The sequence below is a fragment of the Streptomyces sp. NPDC056373 genome, assembly GCF_042262425.1.
GTDB lineage: Bacteria > Actinomycetota > Actinomycetes > Streptomycetales > Streptomycetaceae > Streptomyces.
On the sequence record NZ_JBHJPX010000014.1, the window covers coordinates 1 to 16,998 of the forward strand.

General features: G+C 73.9%; 3 protein-coding genes and 1 pseudogene. All 4 read left to right on the plus strand.

The genetic code is table 11. The features are described from left to right. Window positions 1–428 (plus strand): annotated as a pseudogene (locus tag ACFCXS_RS27915) (acyl-CoA dehydrogenase); the annotation flags it as partial. An 86-nt stretch (window positions 429–514) separates the two neighbouring features. Beyond that, on the plus strand, window positions 515–1,402 hold the full coding sequence (locus ACFCXS_RS27920; protein WP_376646093.1) for an NAD(P)-dependent oxidoreductase: 888 nt from the start codon (window positions 515–517) through the stop codon (window positions 1,400–1,402). A gap of 203 nt (window positions 1,403–1,605) precedes the next feature. Next, window positions 1,606–3,030, plus strand: coding sequence for a flavin monoamine oxidase family protein (locus ACFCXS_RS27925; protein WP_376646094.1), 1,425 nt, complete (start codon window positions 1,606–1,608; stop codon window positions 3,028–3,030). A gap of 226 nt (window positions 3,031–3,256) precedes the next feature. Then, window positions 3,257–16,987 (plus strand): type I polyketide synthase, encoded by a 13,731-nt coding sequence (locus ACFCXS_RS27930; RefSeq protein ID WP_376646095.1) that lies wholly within the window; start codon window positions 3,257–3,259, stop codon window positions 16,985–16,987. Window positions 16,988–16,998: the final 11 nt, after the last annotated feature.

The following is a 16,998-nucleotide window of genomic DNA, read 5'->3' on the forward strand; positions in this document are numbered from 1 at the left end:
ACGAGCTGTTCCTGGAGCGCCTCCCCGGACGCGGCATCACCTACACCGACTGGACCGACCAGAAACTGCACCCGCTCACGCAGATCCAGGTCGCCACCGCCGCCAACAAGATCGACGCCGCCGAGGCCCTGTCGACCCGCTGGCTCACCCTCCTCCAGGAACGCGCCGACGCCGGCGAGCAGCCCACCGACACCGAGAAGGCCATCGTGCGCGGCCAGACCGGCTTCGCCGCCCAACTGGCCAAGGAGGCCGTGGAGATCCTCCACAACGCCAGCGGCGGCTCCGTCATCCGGCGCGACGTCCACCTGCAGCGCTTCAACCGCGACATCCAGGGCTTCTCGCTGCACGCGCTGGCCAACGCCGACGTCAACCTCGAACTCCAGGGCCGCGTCCTGGTCGGCCTGGAGCCCGGCACCGTCTTCCTCTGAGCCGACGCCCCGGACCCCTCTTCTCCCCGGCGCGCCCCGCGTGCCGGCTTGCTCAGCACACCACTTCGTACTGGAGGAACTGATTCATGGGTGACAACCACACCTCGGTGTCGGTGCTCGGCCTCGGCCTGATGGGGCAGGCCCTGGCCGCCGCCTTCCTGAAGGCGGGTCACGCCACCACCGTGTGGAACCGCTCGGCGGACAAGGCCGACGGCCTCGTCAAGGACGGCGCCGTCCTCGCCGCGAAGCCCGCCGACGCCGTCGCCGCGAGCGACCTGGTGGTCGTGTGCGTGTCGACGTACGACGTGGTGCACGACGTCATCGGCTCGCTCGGCGACGACCTGCGCGGCAAGACCGTCGTCAACCTGACCACGGGCTCCTCCGAGCAGGCCCGGCAGACCGCCGAGTGGGCGGAGAAGAACGGCGCCCGGTACCTCGACGGCGCCATCATGATCACCCCGCCCGGCATCGGCGCCGAGACCTCCGTCCTCTTCTACGCGGGCGACCAGGCCGTCTTCGAGGCGCACGAGCCCGTCCTGAAGCTCCTCGGCGGCGGCACCACCTACCTCGGCACCGACCACGGCAAGCCCGCCCTGTTCGACGTGTCGCTGCTCGGCCTGATGTGGGGCGCCCTCAACAGCTTCCTGCACGGCGTGGCCATCGTGGAGACCGGCGGCGTCAAGGCGCAGGAGTTCCTGCCGTGGGCCCACATGTGGCTGGACGCCATCAAGATGTTCACCGCCGACTACGCCGCCCAGATCGACGCCGGCGACGAGAAGTTCCCGGCCAACGACGCCACCCTGGAGACGCACCTGGGCGCGCTCAAGCACCTCGTCGAGGAGTCCGAGGCGCTCGGCGTCGACACCGAACTGCCCAAGTACTCCGAGGCGCTGATGGAGGGCATCATCGCCCAGGGCCACGCCAAGAACAGCTACGCCAGTGTCGTGAAGGCGTACCGCCGCCCCAACCAGTAGTCACCGGGCCCGGTATTCACTTCACCCCCTGACGAAGGGGCCGGTTCCGAATCCCCCGTCGGAACCGGCCCCTTCCCCATGCCCGAAACTCCGGCGTCCCGGAACCGGACGCGCACCGCTTCTTCCATTTCTCTTCGTTTCCGTCCGTCGATTCCGTGCGCTTTCCGTCCCGTAATTCCCGCTCTTCGCGAAAGGTGTGTTCCATGACCGAGAACGGCGACAGCACGACCCTCCGCGCCCACGGACGCGTCAGCAGAAGAACCGTCCTCAAGGCCGCGGGCGCCACCGCGCTCGCCGCCGGTGCCGTCACCGCGACGGCGTCCTCCTCCGCGGCGGCGGACGACAAGCCCTACGACGCCATCGTGGTAGGCGCGGGATACGCGGGCGGCACCGTCGCCCGCGAGCTGGGCGCCCGCGGCATGAAGGTCCTGGTCCTGGAGGCCCGCGGCCGGATCGGCGGCCGTATCGAACCCGGCACCCTGGCCGGGCAGCACATCGAACTGGGCGGCGGCTGGTTCGGCCCCGGCCAGGACCTGGTCGCCCGCGAACTGAAGCGCTACTCGCTCACCACCACCGAGGACGTGCACGCCACCCGCATGGTGATGCCCGGCCCGAACGGCTACACCAGCCACTCCCCGCAGGAGGCCGGCGCCCGCCTCAACAGCCTCTTCGCAGACTTCTACGCCGGCTCCGAGCAGTACTTCGAGCGGCCCTACGAGCCGCTGCACCGCAAGGACCTGCTGTCGTCCGTGGACCGCCTCTCGCTCGCCGACCGCATCGACCGGCTCCAGCTGCGCGGCGTCGACCACGACTGGGTGAGCGGCGCCACCTCGGTGTTCGCCGGCGGCAACCGCACCGGCTCCCTCACCGGCCTCGCCCAGTGGTACCAGCTCGCCGGCGGCACCTACGACAAGTTCCTGTCGGTGATGAGCGAGCTGCCCGAGGGCGGCATGATCTCCGTCCTGGAACGGATGCTGCGCGAGTCCGGCGCGACCGTCAGCCTCAACTCGCCGGTCACGGCGATCCGGGAGCGCGGCGGCCTCACCCATGTCGAGGTCCGCGGCGGCCGGGTCCATCAGGCCCCGGTGGTCGTGCTCGCCACACCCGTCAACACGTGGTCCACGCTCACCTTCGAGCCGGGCCTGCCCAAGGTGCACGCCGACGCCGCCCGTGAGGGCATCGGTGTGCCGCACGCCACCAAGCTGTGGCTGCGGGTGCGGGGCACCTCCGAGGCGGTGTCCGCCCAGGCCCCGGAGGGCGCCCCCATCCTGCTGCTGATCCCGCAGAAGCAGCTGCCCGACGGACGCATCTTCGTGGCCTTCACCGGGCCCGCCCTCGACGTGTCCGACCCGCAGGCGGTGCGTGCCGCCGTCCGCGGGCTGCTGCCGGAGGCCAGGGTCGTCGAGTACCGGGCGAAGGAATGGCACAAGGACCCGTACGCGCGCGGCGGCTGGGGCCTGCGCCGGCCGGGACAGCTCCTGCGTCAGCTGCCGGACATCCAGCAGCCGTTCGGGCGCATCGTCTTCGCGGGCGGTGACATAGCGAGCGGCTGGAACGGTGCCTTCGTCGAAGGCGCCCTGGAGTCCGGCTTCCGTGCCGCGGAACAGGCCGCGACCCTCGCCGGCTGACCGACGGCAGCGCCATGGCCGGGCGGTGGGAAACGGGGAGTGCGGTCCCCGTCCACCGTCCGGTCATGGCGCCTTCTCCTTTTCCCGCTCCATTTCGTCCGCACCGAATTACCGGAGTGAGGCCGGACACTGAGAAGCGGGAGAGGCCCCCCTGTCTACGATCGGGCCGAACATTCCCCCACTCAGCAGTCTTGCGGTAATTCGGCCGAAAGGGCAGTCGAGCGCGATGACGAATCAGCACCAGTCCGAATCGATCGGGACGCGCCGTGCACGGAGCGAGGAAATCGCCGTCGTCGGCCTTTCCTGCCGTCTGCCCGGAGCCGGCGACCCCGAGGCCTTCTGGGAGCTGCTGAGCACCGGCCGCTCCGCCGTCACCCCCGCCCCGGCGGACCGCCTGCGGCCGGCGACCGGCGAAGCCGCCGACCACGAACCGGGCCTGCGCCACGGAGGCTTCCTGGAACGTGTCGACACCTTCGACGCCGGCTTCTTCGGGATCGCCCCGCGCGAGGCCCGTGTCATGGACCCGCAGCAGCGCCTCGTCCTCGAACTGGCCTGGGAGGCGCTGGAGAACGCCGGGATCGTCCCGGCCACCCTGCGCGGCAGCCGCACCGCCGTCTTCGTCGGCACCCTGCGCGACGACTACGCCGCACTGCTCTACCAGCACGGCGCCCGGGCCGTCACCCAGCACACCATGACCGGCGTCAACCGCGGAGTGATCGCCAACCGCGTCTCCTACCACCTCGGGCTGCGCGGCCCCAGCCTCACCGTCGACTCGGCCCAGTCGTCCTCGCTGGTCGCCGTGCACCTGGCGTGCGAGTCCCTGCGCACCGGCGAGTCCGACGCCGCCATCGTCGCCGGGGTCAACCTCAACATCCTCGCCGAGGCCGCGGTGGCCGGAGAGCGCTTCGGCGGCCTGTCTCCCGACGGCACCACCTACACCTTCGACGCCCGCGCCAACGGCTTCGTACGCGGTGAGGGCGGTGGCGCCGTGGTCCTCAAGCTGCTGTCCCGCGCCCTCGCGGACGGCGACGACGTCCTCGGCGTCATCCACGCCAGCGCCGTCAACAACGACGGATCCACCCCCGGACTGACCGTGCCCGGCCAGGAGACCCAGGAGCGGGTCCTGCGCGAGGCGTACGAGCGCGGCGGCCTCGACCCCGACGCCGTCCAGTACGTCGAACTGCACGGCACCGGGACACCGGTCGGCGATCCCGTCGAGGCCGCCGCACTCGGCGCGGTGCTGGGCGTGGCCCGCTCCGGCGCCGGCCCGCTGCGCGTCGGGTCCGCGAAGACCAACGTGGGCCACCTGGAGGGCGCCGCCGGCATCGTCGGCCTCATCAAGACCCTGCTGGCCCTGCGCCACCGCCGCCTGCCCGCCAGCCTCAACTTCGACACCCCGAACCCGGCGATCCCGCTGGCGGACCTCGGCCTGGAGGTACAGCGCGAGACGGGCGACTGGCCCGCCCCCGACCGGCCGCTGATCGCCGGGGTCTCCTCGTTCGGCATGGGCGGCACCAACGCCCACGTGGTGCTGGGCGAGGGACCGGCCACACCGTCGCCCGCCGAGACCCCGGACAGGAGCGGCGTCCTGCTGCCCTGGGTCGTCTCCGGCCGTGACGCAGCCGCCCTCGCCGCACAGGCCGATCGGCTGCGTGCCGCCGTGACCGCCGAACCCGGGCCCAGCCCCGAGGACGTCGGCCACTCCCTGGCCACCACCCGCACCGTCTTCGACCACCGGGCCCTCGTCCTCGCCGACGACCACGCCGGAATGGCCGCAGGCCTGACCGCCCTGGCCGCGGGCCGTGCCGCCGCGCAGGTCGTCACCGGAGCCGTCCGCCCCGGTACGACGGCCTTCCTGTTCACCGGGCAGGGAGCCCAGCGCACCGGCATGGGCCGCGAACTGCGCGACGCCTTCCCGGTGTTCCGCGCCGCCTTCGACGAGGTGTGCCGGGCCTTCGCCCCGCTCCTCGACCGGCCCCTCGCCGAGGTGGTCGACTCCGGGACCGGCCTGGACGACACCGCCTGGACCCAGCCCGCCCTCTTCGCCGTCGAGGTCGCCCTGTACCGCCTGGTCACCTCCTGGGGCATCACCCCCGGCCACGTGGCCGGGCACTCCATCGGGGAGATCGCCGCCGCTCATGTCGCGGGCGTGCTGTCCCTCGACGACGCCGCCCGGCTCGTCGCCGCCCGGGGCCGCCTGATGCAGGAACTGCCCGCCGGCGGCGCCATGATCGCCGTCGAGGCCACCGAGGACGAGGTGCTGCCGCTGCTCGCCGCGCAGGACGGGCCGGTGGCCGTCGCCACCGTCAACGGGCCGCGCGCGGTCGTGCTGTCCGGCACTCTCGACGGCGTCACGGCCGTCGCGGAGCAACTCGCCGCGCAGGGCCGCAAGACCCGCCGTCTCACGGTCAGCCACGCCTTCCACTCGCCGCTCATGGACCCGATGCTGGAGCCCTTCCGCGCCGTCGTGGAGGAACTGACCTTCCACGAGCCGCGGATACCGGCCGTGTCCACGGTCACCGGCGCCGCCGTCGCACCGGGCCAGTGGAGCTCGCCCGCCTACTGGGTCGAGCAGGTGCGCCGCCCGGTCCGCTTCCTCGACGCCGTACGCACCCTGGAGGAGTCGAGCGCCGCCACCCTGCTCGAACTTGGCCCCGACGGCGTCCTGACCGCGCTGGCCGCCGCGAGCGCCGGTGACACCGCGGCCACCGCGCCCGTCGCCACGCTCCGCGCCGGACGCGCCGAGGTCCGCTCCCTGCTCACCGGTGTCGCCACCGCGTTCGTCCGGGGCACGCCCGTCGACTGGGCGGCCGTGCACGCCGACGGCACCGGCCGCCGCGTCCCGCTGCCCACCTACGCCTTCCAGCGTGAGCGCCACTGGATCGACGGCCCGGCCGCCCCCGCCGCACCGGCATCCGCGCCGGCCCTGTCCGAGGCCGGAACCACCGCCACCGAAGCCGGAACCACCGCCACTGAAGCCGGTACCGCCACCACGGCCCCGGCCGCCCCGGCCCCGCACGCCCCCGACGCCACCGCCCTCGTGCTGGAGCAGGTCGCAGCCGTCCTGGAGCACACCGACACCCGGCGCGTCGACCCGCACGCCGCGTTCAAGGACCTCGGCTTCGACTCCCTGATGACGGTCGAGCTGCGCGACGCCCTGGCCACCGCCACCGGACTGAAGCTGCCCAGCGGCCTGCTCTTCGACCACCCCACTCCGGCCGCCCTCATCGCCCACCTCACCACCCTCCTCGCCGGCCCGGACACGGCCGCCCGCACCGAGGACCGCCCGGGCGGCACCCCCGACACGGCGCACGAACCCGTCGCCATCGTCGGCATGGCCTGCCGCTACCCGGGCGGCGTCACCTCACCCGAGGAGCTGTGGAACCTGGTCGCCGACGGCCGGGACGCCATATCCGGCTTCCCCGGCGACCGCGGCTGGGACGCGGACCTCTACGACGCCGACCCCACGCACGGCGGTCACAGCACCGTCGGTGAGGGCGGCTTCCTGCACGACGCCCCCCTGTTCGACAACGAGTTCTTCGGGATCTCGCCCCGCGAGGCCCTCGCCATGGACCCCCAGCAGCGCCTCCTCCTGGAGACCGCCTGGGAGGCCGTCGAACGGGCCGGTCTGGACGCCGCCGCCCTCAAGGGCAGCCGCACCGGCGTGTTCGTGGGCGCCACCACCCTCGACTACGGGCCCCGGATGCACGAGGCCCCCGACACCGTCGAGGGACACCTCCTCACCGGCACCACCCCGAGCGTCATGTCCGGCCGCATCGCCTACCAGCTCGGACTGCTCGGCCCGGCCGTCACCGTCGACACGGCCTGCTCGTCCTCGCTGGTCGCCCTGCACATGGCGGTGCGCTCCCTGCGCTCCGGCGAGACCAACCTGGCCCTCGCGGGCGGCGCTACGGTCATGTCGTCGCCCGGCATGTTCGTGGAGTTCTCCCGCCAGCGCGGCCTGGCCGCGGACGGACGCTCCAAGTCCTTCGCCGCGTCCGCCGACGGCACCTCCTGGGCCGAGGGCGTCGGCCTCCTGGTCGTGGAGCGCCTGTCGGACGCGATCCGCAACGGGCACCGGGTGCTGGCCGTCGTACGGGGCAGCGCCATCAACCAGGACGGCACCGGCAACGGCCTGACCGCCCCGGTCGGCCCCTCCCAGCAGCGCGTCATCCGGGACGCCCTGTCCGACGCCCGTCTCGCACCGGCCGAGGTGGACGCGGTGGAGGCGCACGGTACGGGTACGCGTCTTGGTGATCCGATCGAGGCGCAGGCGTTGCTGGCGACATACGGTCAGGATCGTGAACGGCCGTTGTTCCTGGGTTCGTTGAAGTCGAACATCGGGCATGCTCAGGCGGCTGCCGGTGTCGGTGGTGTGATCAAGATGGTGCAGGCGATGCGGCACGGTGTGCTGCCGCGGACGCTGCACGTGGACGAGCCGTCGCCGTTCGTGGAGTGGGACACCGGCTCGGTCGAGCTGCTGACGCAGGAGCGTGAGTGGACCGCGCGCGACGGTGAGCCCCGTCGCGCGGGTGTCTCCTCCTTCGGTATCAGCGGGACCAACGCGCATGTGCTGGTCGAGGAGTTCGTCACCGCGGAGGACGATGTCGAGCGGCCGGAGCCGTCCGGGCCCGTTCCGTTCGTGCTGTCCGCGCGGGACGAGGCGGCGCTGCGCGCCCAAGCGCAGCGCCTGCACGACGTCGTCACGGAGAGCGGCACGCACCCCGCCGACCTCGGCGCGTCCCTCGCCGTCACCCGCACCGCACTGCCGCACCGCGCCGTGGTCACCGCCACGGACACCGACACGCTTCTCGCCGGCCTCGCCGCCCTGGCCGACGGCGAGGAGGCCGCCCAGGTCGTCACCGGCAGCGCCGCGGGCGCGGGACGCACCGCCTTCCTGTTCACCGGGCAGGGCGCCCAGCGCGCCGGCATGGGCCGCGAACTGTACGCCGCGTCCCCGGTGTTCGCCGCCGCCCTGGACGAGGTGTGCGCGGCCCTCGACGAGCACCTCGAACTGCCGCTGCGCACGGTGATGTTCGCCGAGGCGGACACCGAGCCCGCCCGGCTGCTGCACCGCACCGTCCACACCCAGCCCGCCCTGTTCGCCGTAGAGGTCGCCCTGTTCCGGCTCCTCGCCCACCACGGCACCACACCGGACCTGCTGGCCGGGCACTCCATCGGCGAGCTCGCGGCGGCCCATGTCGCGGGCGTGCTGTCCCTGGCCGACGCGGCCCGGCTGGTCGCGGCCCGGGGAAGGCTCATGGAGGCGGCACGCGCGGGCGGCGCCATGATCGCTGTGGAGGCCACCGAAGCCGAGATCGCCGACGACCTCCGGAAGGCGGCGGGCCGGTTCGACCTCGCAGCCGTCAACGCCCCCGACTCCCTCGTGATCTCGGGCGACGAGGACGCCGTGGAGGAACTGGCCGGACAGTGGCGCGCCCGGGGCCGCCGCACCCGCCGGCTCCAGGTCAGCCACGCCTTCCACTCACCGCACATGGACGAGATCCTCGACGAGTTCCGCACGATCGCCCAGAGCCTCACCTTCCACGCGCCGCGCATCCCGATCGTCTCCACGGTCACCGGCGAACTCGCCACCCCGGACGAGCTGACCTCGCCCGGCTACTGGGCGCGGCAGATCCGCCGGCCCGTACGGTTCGTCGACGCCGCCCGCGCCCTGCACCGGCACGGCGCCACGGTGTTCGTCGAGACCGGCCCCGACGCCGTGCTCACCCCGCTGACCCGGGCAGCCCTGGCCGACGCGGACGCCGACGCCGTAGTCGTTCCGATGCTGCGGGCCGCCCGCCCCGAGGGCGAGACCTTCCTCGCCGGGATCGCCGCGGCCTGGACGGGCGGCGCGCCGTTCGCCGCCGAGACCTTCCACCCCGGCGCCCGCCTCGTCGACCTGCCGACGTACCCGTTCCAGCGCGAGCGCTACTGGCTCGCCCCCGAACGGCCGCTCGACGCCCGGGGCCTGGGCCTCGACCCGGCCGGGCATCCGCTCCTGCACGCCTCGATGGAACTGGCCGGCAGCGACGGGCTCGTCCTCACCGGTCGCCTCGCCGTGGCCGACCAGCCCTGGCTCGCCGATCACACCATCACCGGCGCGGTCCTCGTGCCCGCCACCGCGTTCCTGGAACTGGCCCTGGCCGCCGCGGGCCGCCTGGGCGTCGACCGGATCGACGAACTGACCCTGGAAGCGCCCCTGGAGCTGCCGGAGCAGGGCGCCGTGCGCGTCCAGGTCGCCGTCGGCGCGCCGGACGCGTCCGGCAGCCGGCCCGTGGAGATCCACGCCTGCCCGGACAGCGGCCCGGACGCCGAGCAGCTGTGGACGCGGCACGCCTCCGGCACCCTCGGCGGCACCCCGCCGGCCGGCCCCGACCTCGGCCAGTGGCCGCCCGCCGACGCCCATGAGATGCCGCTGGACGGCGCCTACGAACGCCTGGCCGCACTCGGTTACGCCTACGGCCCGGCCTTCCAGGGCCTGACGGGCCTGTGGCGCACCGCGGACGTGCTGTACGCCGAGGTCGCCCTGCCCGACGCGCACCGCAGCGGCGCCGGCCGGTTCGGACTGCACCCCGCCCTCTTCGACGCGCTCCTGCACCCGGTGGTGCTGCACGCTGCCGGGGACGGCACCGCCGAGGACACCATCCGGCTGCCGTTCTCCTGGTCCGGCGCGTCCCTGCACGCGGGCGGCGCCGACACCCTGCGGGTGCGGATCGAGCCCACCGGGTCGGGCACCTACGCGCTGCACGCCGCGGACGCCGTCGGCGCACCCGTCATGAGCGTGGAGTCCCTCGCCCTGCGCCCGGTCGCCAAGGACCGGCTGCGCTCCGCGTCACGGCTCCACGACGCCCTGTACGCCGTGGAATGGACGCCGGTCACGACACCCGAGGGCGATGCTCCGGGTCTCGTGGAGGCGAACGACCTCACGCAGGTGGACGCCACGGCCGACGTGGTGCTCGTCCGCGCCCCGGCCGGTGACGGACACGGCGATGTGGCAGCCCGTGCCCACGACACGGCGGAGGCGTTCCTGCGCCTGGTGCAGGACTTCCTCGCCGACGAGCGTCTGACCGACGCGCGCCTCGCGGTACTCACCTCGGGTGCCGTCGCCGCCGTACCCGGCGACCTCGTCCCCGAGCCGGCCCAGGCCCCGCTGTGGGGCCTGCTGCGCAGCGTGCAGTCCGAGCACCCCGACCGGGTGGTCCTGATCGACGCCGACGTCCCCACCGAAGACCCGCTCCTGGCCGCCGCTGTCGCTTCGGGTGAGGCGCAGGTGGCGGTGCGGTCGGGTGGGTTGGTGGTGCCGAGGCTGCGTCGGGCGGAGGCCGCCGAGGGTGACGCTGTCGCCTGGGGTGAGGGTCCGGTGTTGGTGACGGGTGGCACCGGTGGTCTGGGTGCTGTGGTGGCCCGGCATCTGGTGGCGGCCCATGGGGTCCGGTCGCTGGTGCTGGTGAGCCGGCGGGGTGAGTCGGCTCCTGGTGCGGTGGAGTTGCGGTCGGAGCTGGAGGCTCTGGGTGCTTCGGTGAGGCTCGCGGCGTGTGATGTGACCGACCGGCCGGCGTTGGCCGAACTGCTCTCCGTTGTGGGTGGGTTGTCGGGGATCGTGCACACGGCGGGTGTGCTGGACGACGTGACGGTGGAGGGTCTGACGCCTGAGCGGCTGCATTCCGTGTTGCGTCCGAAGGTGGACGCGGCGTGGCACCTGCACGAGCTGACGCGGGAGATGGGCCTGCGGGCGTTCGTCCTGTATTCCTCCGTGTCGGGTCTGCTGGGTACGGCGGGGCAGGCGAACTACGCGGCGGGTAATGCTTTCCTGGACGCGCTGGCGGCGCATCGCCGGGCGGCCGGACTGCCCGCGACCTCCCTCGCCTGGGGCCTCTGGGACGGCACCCACGGCATGGGCGGCACTCTCGGCGAAGCCGACCTGGCCCGCTGGACGCGTCAGGGCATCAGGACCCTCACCCCCGAGCACGCCCTGGCCCTCTTCGACGCGGCGCTGTCCGGCGACGACGCGCTGCGCGTGCCCGTGGTCTTCGAACAGCGGGCCCTGCGCGCCGAATCCTCGCCCCTGCTGCGCGATCTGGCCCCGGCACCCCGCTCCCGGCGCACGGCAGCCCGTGCGGACGAGGCGGGCACCGAAGGCACCACCTGGGCACAGCGGATCGCCGCCCTGCCGCAGGAGCGCCGCCGCGAGACCGTCCTCGACCTCGTCCGCGGCATCGTGGCCGGCGTCCTCGGCCACACCGACCCCGGGCGCCTCGATCCCAAACGCGCCTTCAAGGAGAGCGGCTTCGACTCCCTCGCCGGCGTCGAACTGCGCAACCGCCTGAACACCGCCACCGGCCTGCGGCTGCCCGCCACCGTCGTCTTCGACCACCCCACGCCCGACGCGGTCACCGACCACCTGCTCACCCGGATCGAGGACACCGCCACCGCCACCTCCGCCCCGGCCCCCGCCCCGCGGCCCACCGCCGCCCGGGACGAACCGATCGCGATCGTCGGCATGGCCTGCCGCTACCCGGGCGGCGTCGCCTCGCCGGACGACCTCTGGCGGCTGGTCTCCGAGGGCGGGGACGCCATCAGCGAGTTCCCCGGCAACCGGGGCTGGGACCTGGACGGCCTCTACGACCCGGACCCCGCCCACACCGGCACCTCCTACGTCCGGCACGGCGGATTCCTGCACGACGCCGACCGGTTCGACCCCGCCTTCTTCGGCATCCCGCCGCGTGAGGCGACCGCCATGGACCCCCAGCACCGGCTGCTGCTGGAGACGGCCTGGGAGGCCTTCGAGCACGCCGGCATCGACCCGGCCGGCCTGCACGGCTCGGACACCGGCGTGTTCACCGGCGCCATGTACGACGACTACGCCTCCCGCCTCGCGGCGAGCCCCGAGGAGTACGAGGGCTTCCTGCTCGCGGGCAACCTCTCCAGCGTCGTGTCCGGCCGTCTGTCGTACACCTACGGGTTCGAGGGCCCGGCCGTCACCGTCGACACGGCCTGCTCGTCCTCGCTGGTCGCCCTGCACCTCGCGGCGAACGCGCTGCGCAACGGCGAGTGCTCGCTCGCCCTCGCGGGCGGCGTGACCGTCATGGCCGGTCCGCACGTCTTCGTGGAGTTCTCCCGCCAGCGTGGCCTGTCGCCCGACGGCCGGTGCAAGTCCTTCGCGGCGGCGGCCGACGGTGTGGCCTGGTCGGAAGGCGTGGGCCTGCTGGTGGTCGAGCGCCTGTCGGACGCGGTGCGCAACGGGCACCGGGTGCTGGCGGTGGTGCGGGGCAGCGCGGTGAACCAGGACGGCGCCTCGAACGGCCTGACGGCACCGAACGGCCCCTCGCAGGAGCGTGTCATCCGCCAGGCACTGGCTTCGGCCGGGCTGTCCGCCTCCGACGTGGATGCGGTGGAAGCGCACGGCACGGGCACGCGGCTGGGTGATCCGATCGAGGCGCAGGCGCTGCTGGCGACGTACGGTCAGGATCGTGAACGGCCGTTGTTCCTGGGTTCGTTGAAGTCGAACATCGGGCATGCGCAGGCGGCTGCCGGTGTCGGTGGTGTGATCAAGATGGTGCAGGCGATGCGGCACGGTGTGCTGCCGCGGACGTTGCATGTGGACGAGCCGTCGCCGTTCGTGGAGTGGGACACCGGCTCGGTCGAGCTGCTGACCCAGGAACGGGAGTGGGCCGCCAGGGACGGCGTGCCGCGTCGCGCGGGTGTCTCCTCCTTCGGTATCAGCGGGACCAACGCGCATGTGGTGGTCGAGGAGTTCGTCACCGCGGAGGACGATGTCGAGCGGCCGGAGCCGTCCGGGCCCGTTCCCTTCGTGCTGTCCGCCCGGGACGAGGCCGCCCTGCGGGGCCAGGCCCGGCGTCTCAACGACCACCTCGACCGCCACCCCGAGGATGCTCTCGCGGACCTCGGCTGGTCCCTGGGCACCCGGCGGGCCCGGCACGGCCGCGGAGCCGTGGTGGTCGCCCGGCACCGCGCCGAACTGCTCGACGGCCTCGCGGCGCTGAGCCGCGGAGAGACAACTCCGACGGTGCAGCGAACCCCCGCGACCACGCGCGGCAAGACCGCCTTCCTGCTGACGGGGCAGGGCGCCCAGCGTCTCGGCATGGGCCGGGAACTGTACGCCGCTTCCCCGGTGTTCGCGGCGGCCCTCGACGAGGTGTGCGCCCACCTGGACCCCGAGCTCATGCGCCCGCTGAAGTCGGTGCTCTTCGCCGCCGAGGACAGCGCGGACGCGGCGCTGCTCGACCAGACGGCGTTCACCCAGACCGCGCTGTTCGCTCTGGAGACCGCCCTGTTCCGCCTCGCCGAACACCACGGCCTCACCCCGGACTTCCTGCTCGGCCACTCGATCGGCGAGGTCACCGCCGCCCATCTCGCGGGCGTCCTCGACCTGCCCGACGCCTGCGTCCTCGTCGCCGAACGAGGCCGGCTGATGCAAGCTGCCCGGGAAGGCGGCGCCATGGCGGCCGTCGAAGCCGCGGAGGACGCGGTACGCGCCGCGCTCGCCCCCTACGGCGACCGGGTCGCGGTGGCCGGGGTCAACGGACCACGTGCCACGGTCATCTCCGGCGACGCCGACGCCGTGGACGAGCTCGCCGCCCGGTTCAAGAAGGACGGCGCCCGGGTCAAGCGCCTCCCCGTCAGCCACGCCTTCCACTCGCCGCACATGGACGAGATCCTGGACGAGTTCCGCACGATCGCCGAGGACCTCACCTTCCACGCGCCGCGCATCCCGATCGTCTCCAACGTCACCGGCGCACTGGCCACGGCCGAGGACCTCGCCTCGCCCGGCTACTGGGCCCGCCACATCCGCGAGGCCGTCCGCTTCCTCGACGGCGTACGCCTGCTGGAGGCGGCCGGGGTCACCGAGTGGGTGGAACTCGGGCCCGACGGGGTGCTGAGCGCCCTGGTCGCCGAATCGCTGGAGCAGAGCCCCGGGGTCGTGGCGCCGGTCCTGCGCCGGGGCCGCTCCGAGCCGGAGGTGTTCGCGACCGCCCTCGGGCTGCTCGCCGCGCGCGGCACCGACATCCGCTGGGACACCGTCTTCCCCGGCGCACACGACACCGGCCTGCCGCTGTACGCGTTCCAGCGGCAGCGCTACTGGCTCGACGCGCCCACCACCGTCACGGACGCCGCGGGCTTCGGACTCGTGGCGGCCGACCACCCGCTGCTCGGCGCGGCCGTCCCGCTGGCCGACCGCGACGAACACGTCCTCACCGGCCGGCTGGCCCGCGGCACACACCCCTGGCTGACGGAGCACACCGTCGCCGGCACCGTGCTCGTGCCCGGCACCGGACTGCTCGAACTCGCCCTCCGGGCGGGCGAACAGCTCGGCACCGCCACGGTGGAGGAACTCACCCTCGCCGCCCCCCTGGTCCTGCCCGAACGCGGCGGCGTGCACCTCCAGGTGTCCGTCGGCGCCGAGGACACCGACGCGACCCGCCCGGTGCGCATCCACGCCCGGCCCCACGGCGACCCCGGCCACGACGGGACCTGGACCCTGCACGCCTACGGCACGCTGAGCGCCTCGCCCGGCACGGCCGACGGATCGCTCACGGTCTGGCCTCCCGCGGGAGCCCGGGAGATCGACCTCACCGGCGCCTACCAGCGTCTCGCCGAGCAGGGCTACGCCTACGGGCCCGCCTTCCGCAACCTGCGCAGGCTCTGGACAGCCGGCGACGACCTCTGCGCCGAGGTCGCCCTCGACGACGACCGGCGCGCCGAGGCCCGCCGGTTCACCCTCCACCCGGCCCTGCTCGACGCCGCCCTGCACCCGCTGCTCCCCGGGGTCGCCGGTGACGGAGGCCGGACGGTGCTGCCGTTCTCCTGGGCCGGAGTGAGCGCGACCTCCGCGGGCGCGTCCGTGCTGCGGGTCCGGCTCGCCGGAGCGGCGGCGCCCGAGACCGCCGACGGCGGCTCCACGACCGTCGCACTCACGGTGGCCGACGGTTCGGGCGCACCGGTCGCCGAGGTGGCGGAGCTGACCCTGCGCCCGCTGTCCGCCCAGTCGCTGCGCGCCGCCGGCACCGGCTCCGCCGACGGCCTGCTCAAGGTCGAGTGGAGCAGTCCGGCCACCGCGCAGACCACGGCCGACCTCACCACCTGGGCGGTCCTCGGATCCACACCGGACCTCGGCCTGCCGGACGGCACGGTCCGCTCCTACGCGGACCTCGGCGCACTGGCCCGGGACATCGAGGCGGGCGCACCCGCGCCCGCGGTCGTCCTCGCTCCCCACTTCTCCGCGCCCGTCGGCGAGACGCTGCCGGACACCGCCCGGGAGGCCGCTCACCAGGCGCTCGTCCAGGTGCAGGAGTGGCTCGCGGACGACCGGTTCGCCGACACCCGCCTCGTGGTCACCACCAGGGGCGCCGTGGCCACCGCAGCCGACGAGGACGTCACCGACCTGGCCCACGCCCCGCTCTGGGGCCTGCTGCGCACGGCACAGTCGGAGAGCCCCGGCCGCATCCAGCTCCTGGACCTCGACGGCACGGACACAGCTGCCCTCACCGCCGCGGTCGCCTCGGGTGAGGCGCAGGTGGCGGTGCGGTCGGGTGGGTTGGTGGTGCCGAGGCTGCGGAGTGCTGTGCCGGGTGACGGTGGTGCGGTCGCCTGGGGCGAGGGCCCGGTGCTGGTGACGGGCGGTACCGGGGGTCTGGGTGCGGCGGTGGCCCGGCATCTGGTGACGGTTCACGGAGTGCGCTCAGTGGTACTGGTGAGCCGGCGTGGTGAGGCGGCGCCTGGTGCGGGGGAGTTGCGGGCGGAGCTGGAGGCCCTGGGTTCAGCCGTGAGGCTCGCGGCATGTGATGTGACCGATCGGTCCGCCCTGGCCGAACTGCTGGCTGGTGTGGGCGAGTTGTCGGGGGTCGTGCACACGGCGGGTGTGCTGGACGACGTGACGGTGGAGGGTCTGACGCCCGAGCGGCTGCATTCCGTGCTGCGTCCGAAGGTGGATGCGGCGTGGCACCTGCACGAGCTGACCCGGGAGATGGGCCTGCGGGCGTTCGTCCTGTACTCGTCGGTGTCGGGTCTGCTGGGTACGGCGGGGCAGGCGAACTATGCGGCGGGCAACGCGTTCCTGGACGCGTTGGCGGCGCACCGCCGGGCTGCCGGACTGCCCGCGACCTCCCTCGCCTGGGGCCTCTGGGAGGAGACCAGCACCATCACCGGTCACCTCGCCGAGGCGGACCTGCGCCGTCTGGCCCGCTCCGGCCTGCTGCCGCTGGCCACCGACGACGCGATGGCCCTCTTCGACGCCGCCCCGGCCACCGGCGAGAGCGTCCTCGCCGTCACCCGGCTCGACACCCGGGCGATCCGCGCCCTGGGCGACGGGGTACCGCCGCTCCTCGCCGGACTCGTCCGCGCCCACAGCGCCCGCCGCCCGGCGGCCTCGGGCGACGCCCCCGCCGGCCGCCCGGAGGGCCGGGGTCTCGCCGAGCGGCTCGCCGCCCTGGCCGCGCCCGACCGGGAACGGGCCTTGGTGGACCTGGTTCGCGGCCGGGTGGCCGCCGTCCTCGGGCATGCCGACCACAGGGCGATCGACGCCGACCGGCCGGTCCAGGAACTGGGTTTCGACTCCCTGACGGCCGTCGAGCTGCGCAACCAGCTCGCCACCGAGACGGGACTGCGGCTGCCGACCACCCTGGTCTTCGACCAGCCCACGCCGCGGGCGCTCGCCTCGTACCTGGGCGACCGCCTCACCGTCGAGGAGACCGCACCGGACGAGCCGGTGCTCGCGGAACTGGCACGGCTCGAAGCCGCTATCGAGACGGCCGCCACCGACGCGTCCGCCCACGGCCGGATCACCGCCCGACTGCGCGAACTCCTCGACGCCGCCGACAACGCGGCAGGGGCCCCGGCCGGCGCATCGGACCAGGACCAGGGCGACGACCTGGACGACGACCTGGACTCGGCGACCGACGACGAACTGTTCGCCCTCGTCGACGAGCTGAACTGAGCCACACCGCC

Excerpts from the sequence above, each read along its gene's own strand:
- ACFCXS_RS27925 (WP_376646094.1), top strand. The coding sequence starts at position 1,606 with ATGACCGAGAACGGCGACAGCACGACCCTCCGCGCCCACGGACGCGTC.
- ACFCXS_RS27930 (WP_376646095.1), top strand. The coding sequence starts at position 3,257 with ATGACGAATCAGCACCAGTCCGAATCGATCGGGACGCGCCGTGCACGG.
- ACFCXS_RS27920 (WP_376646093.1), top strand. The coding sequence starts at position 515 with ATGGGTGACAACCACACCTCGGTGTCGGTGCTCGGCCTCGGCCTGATG.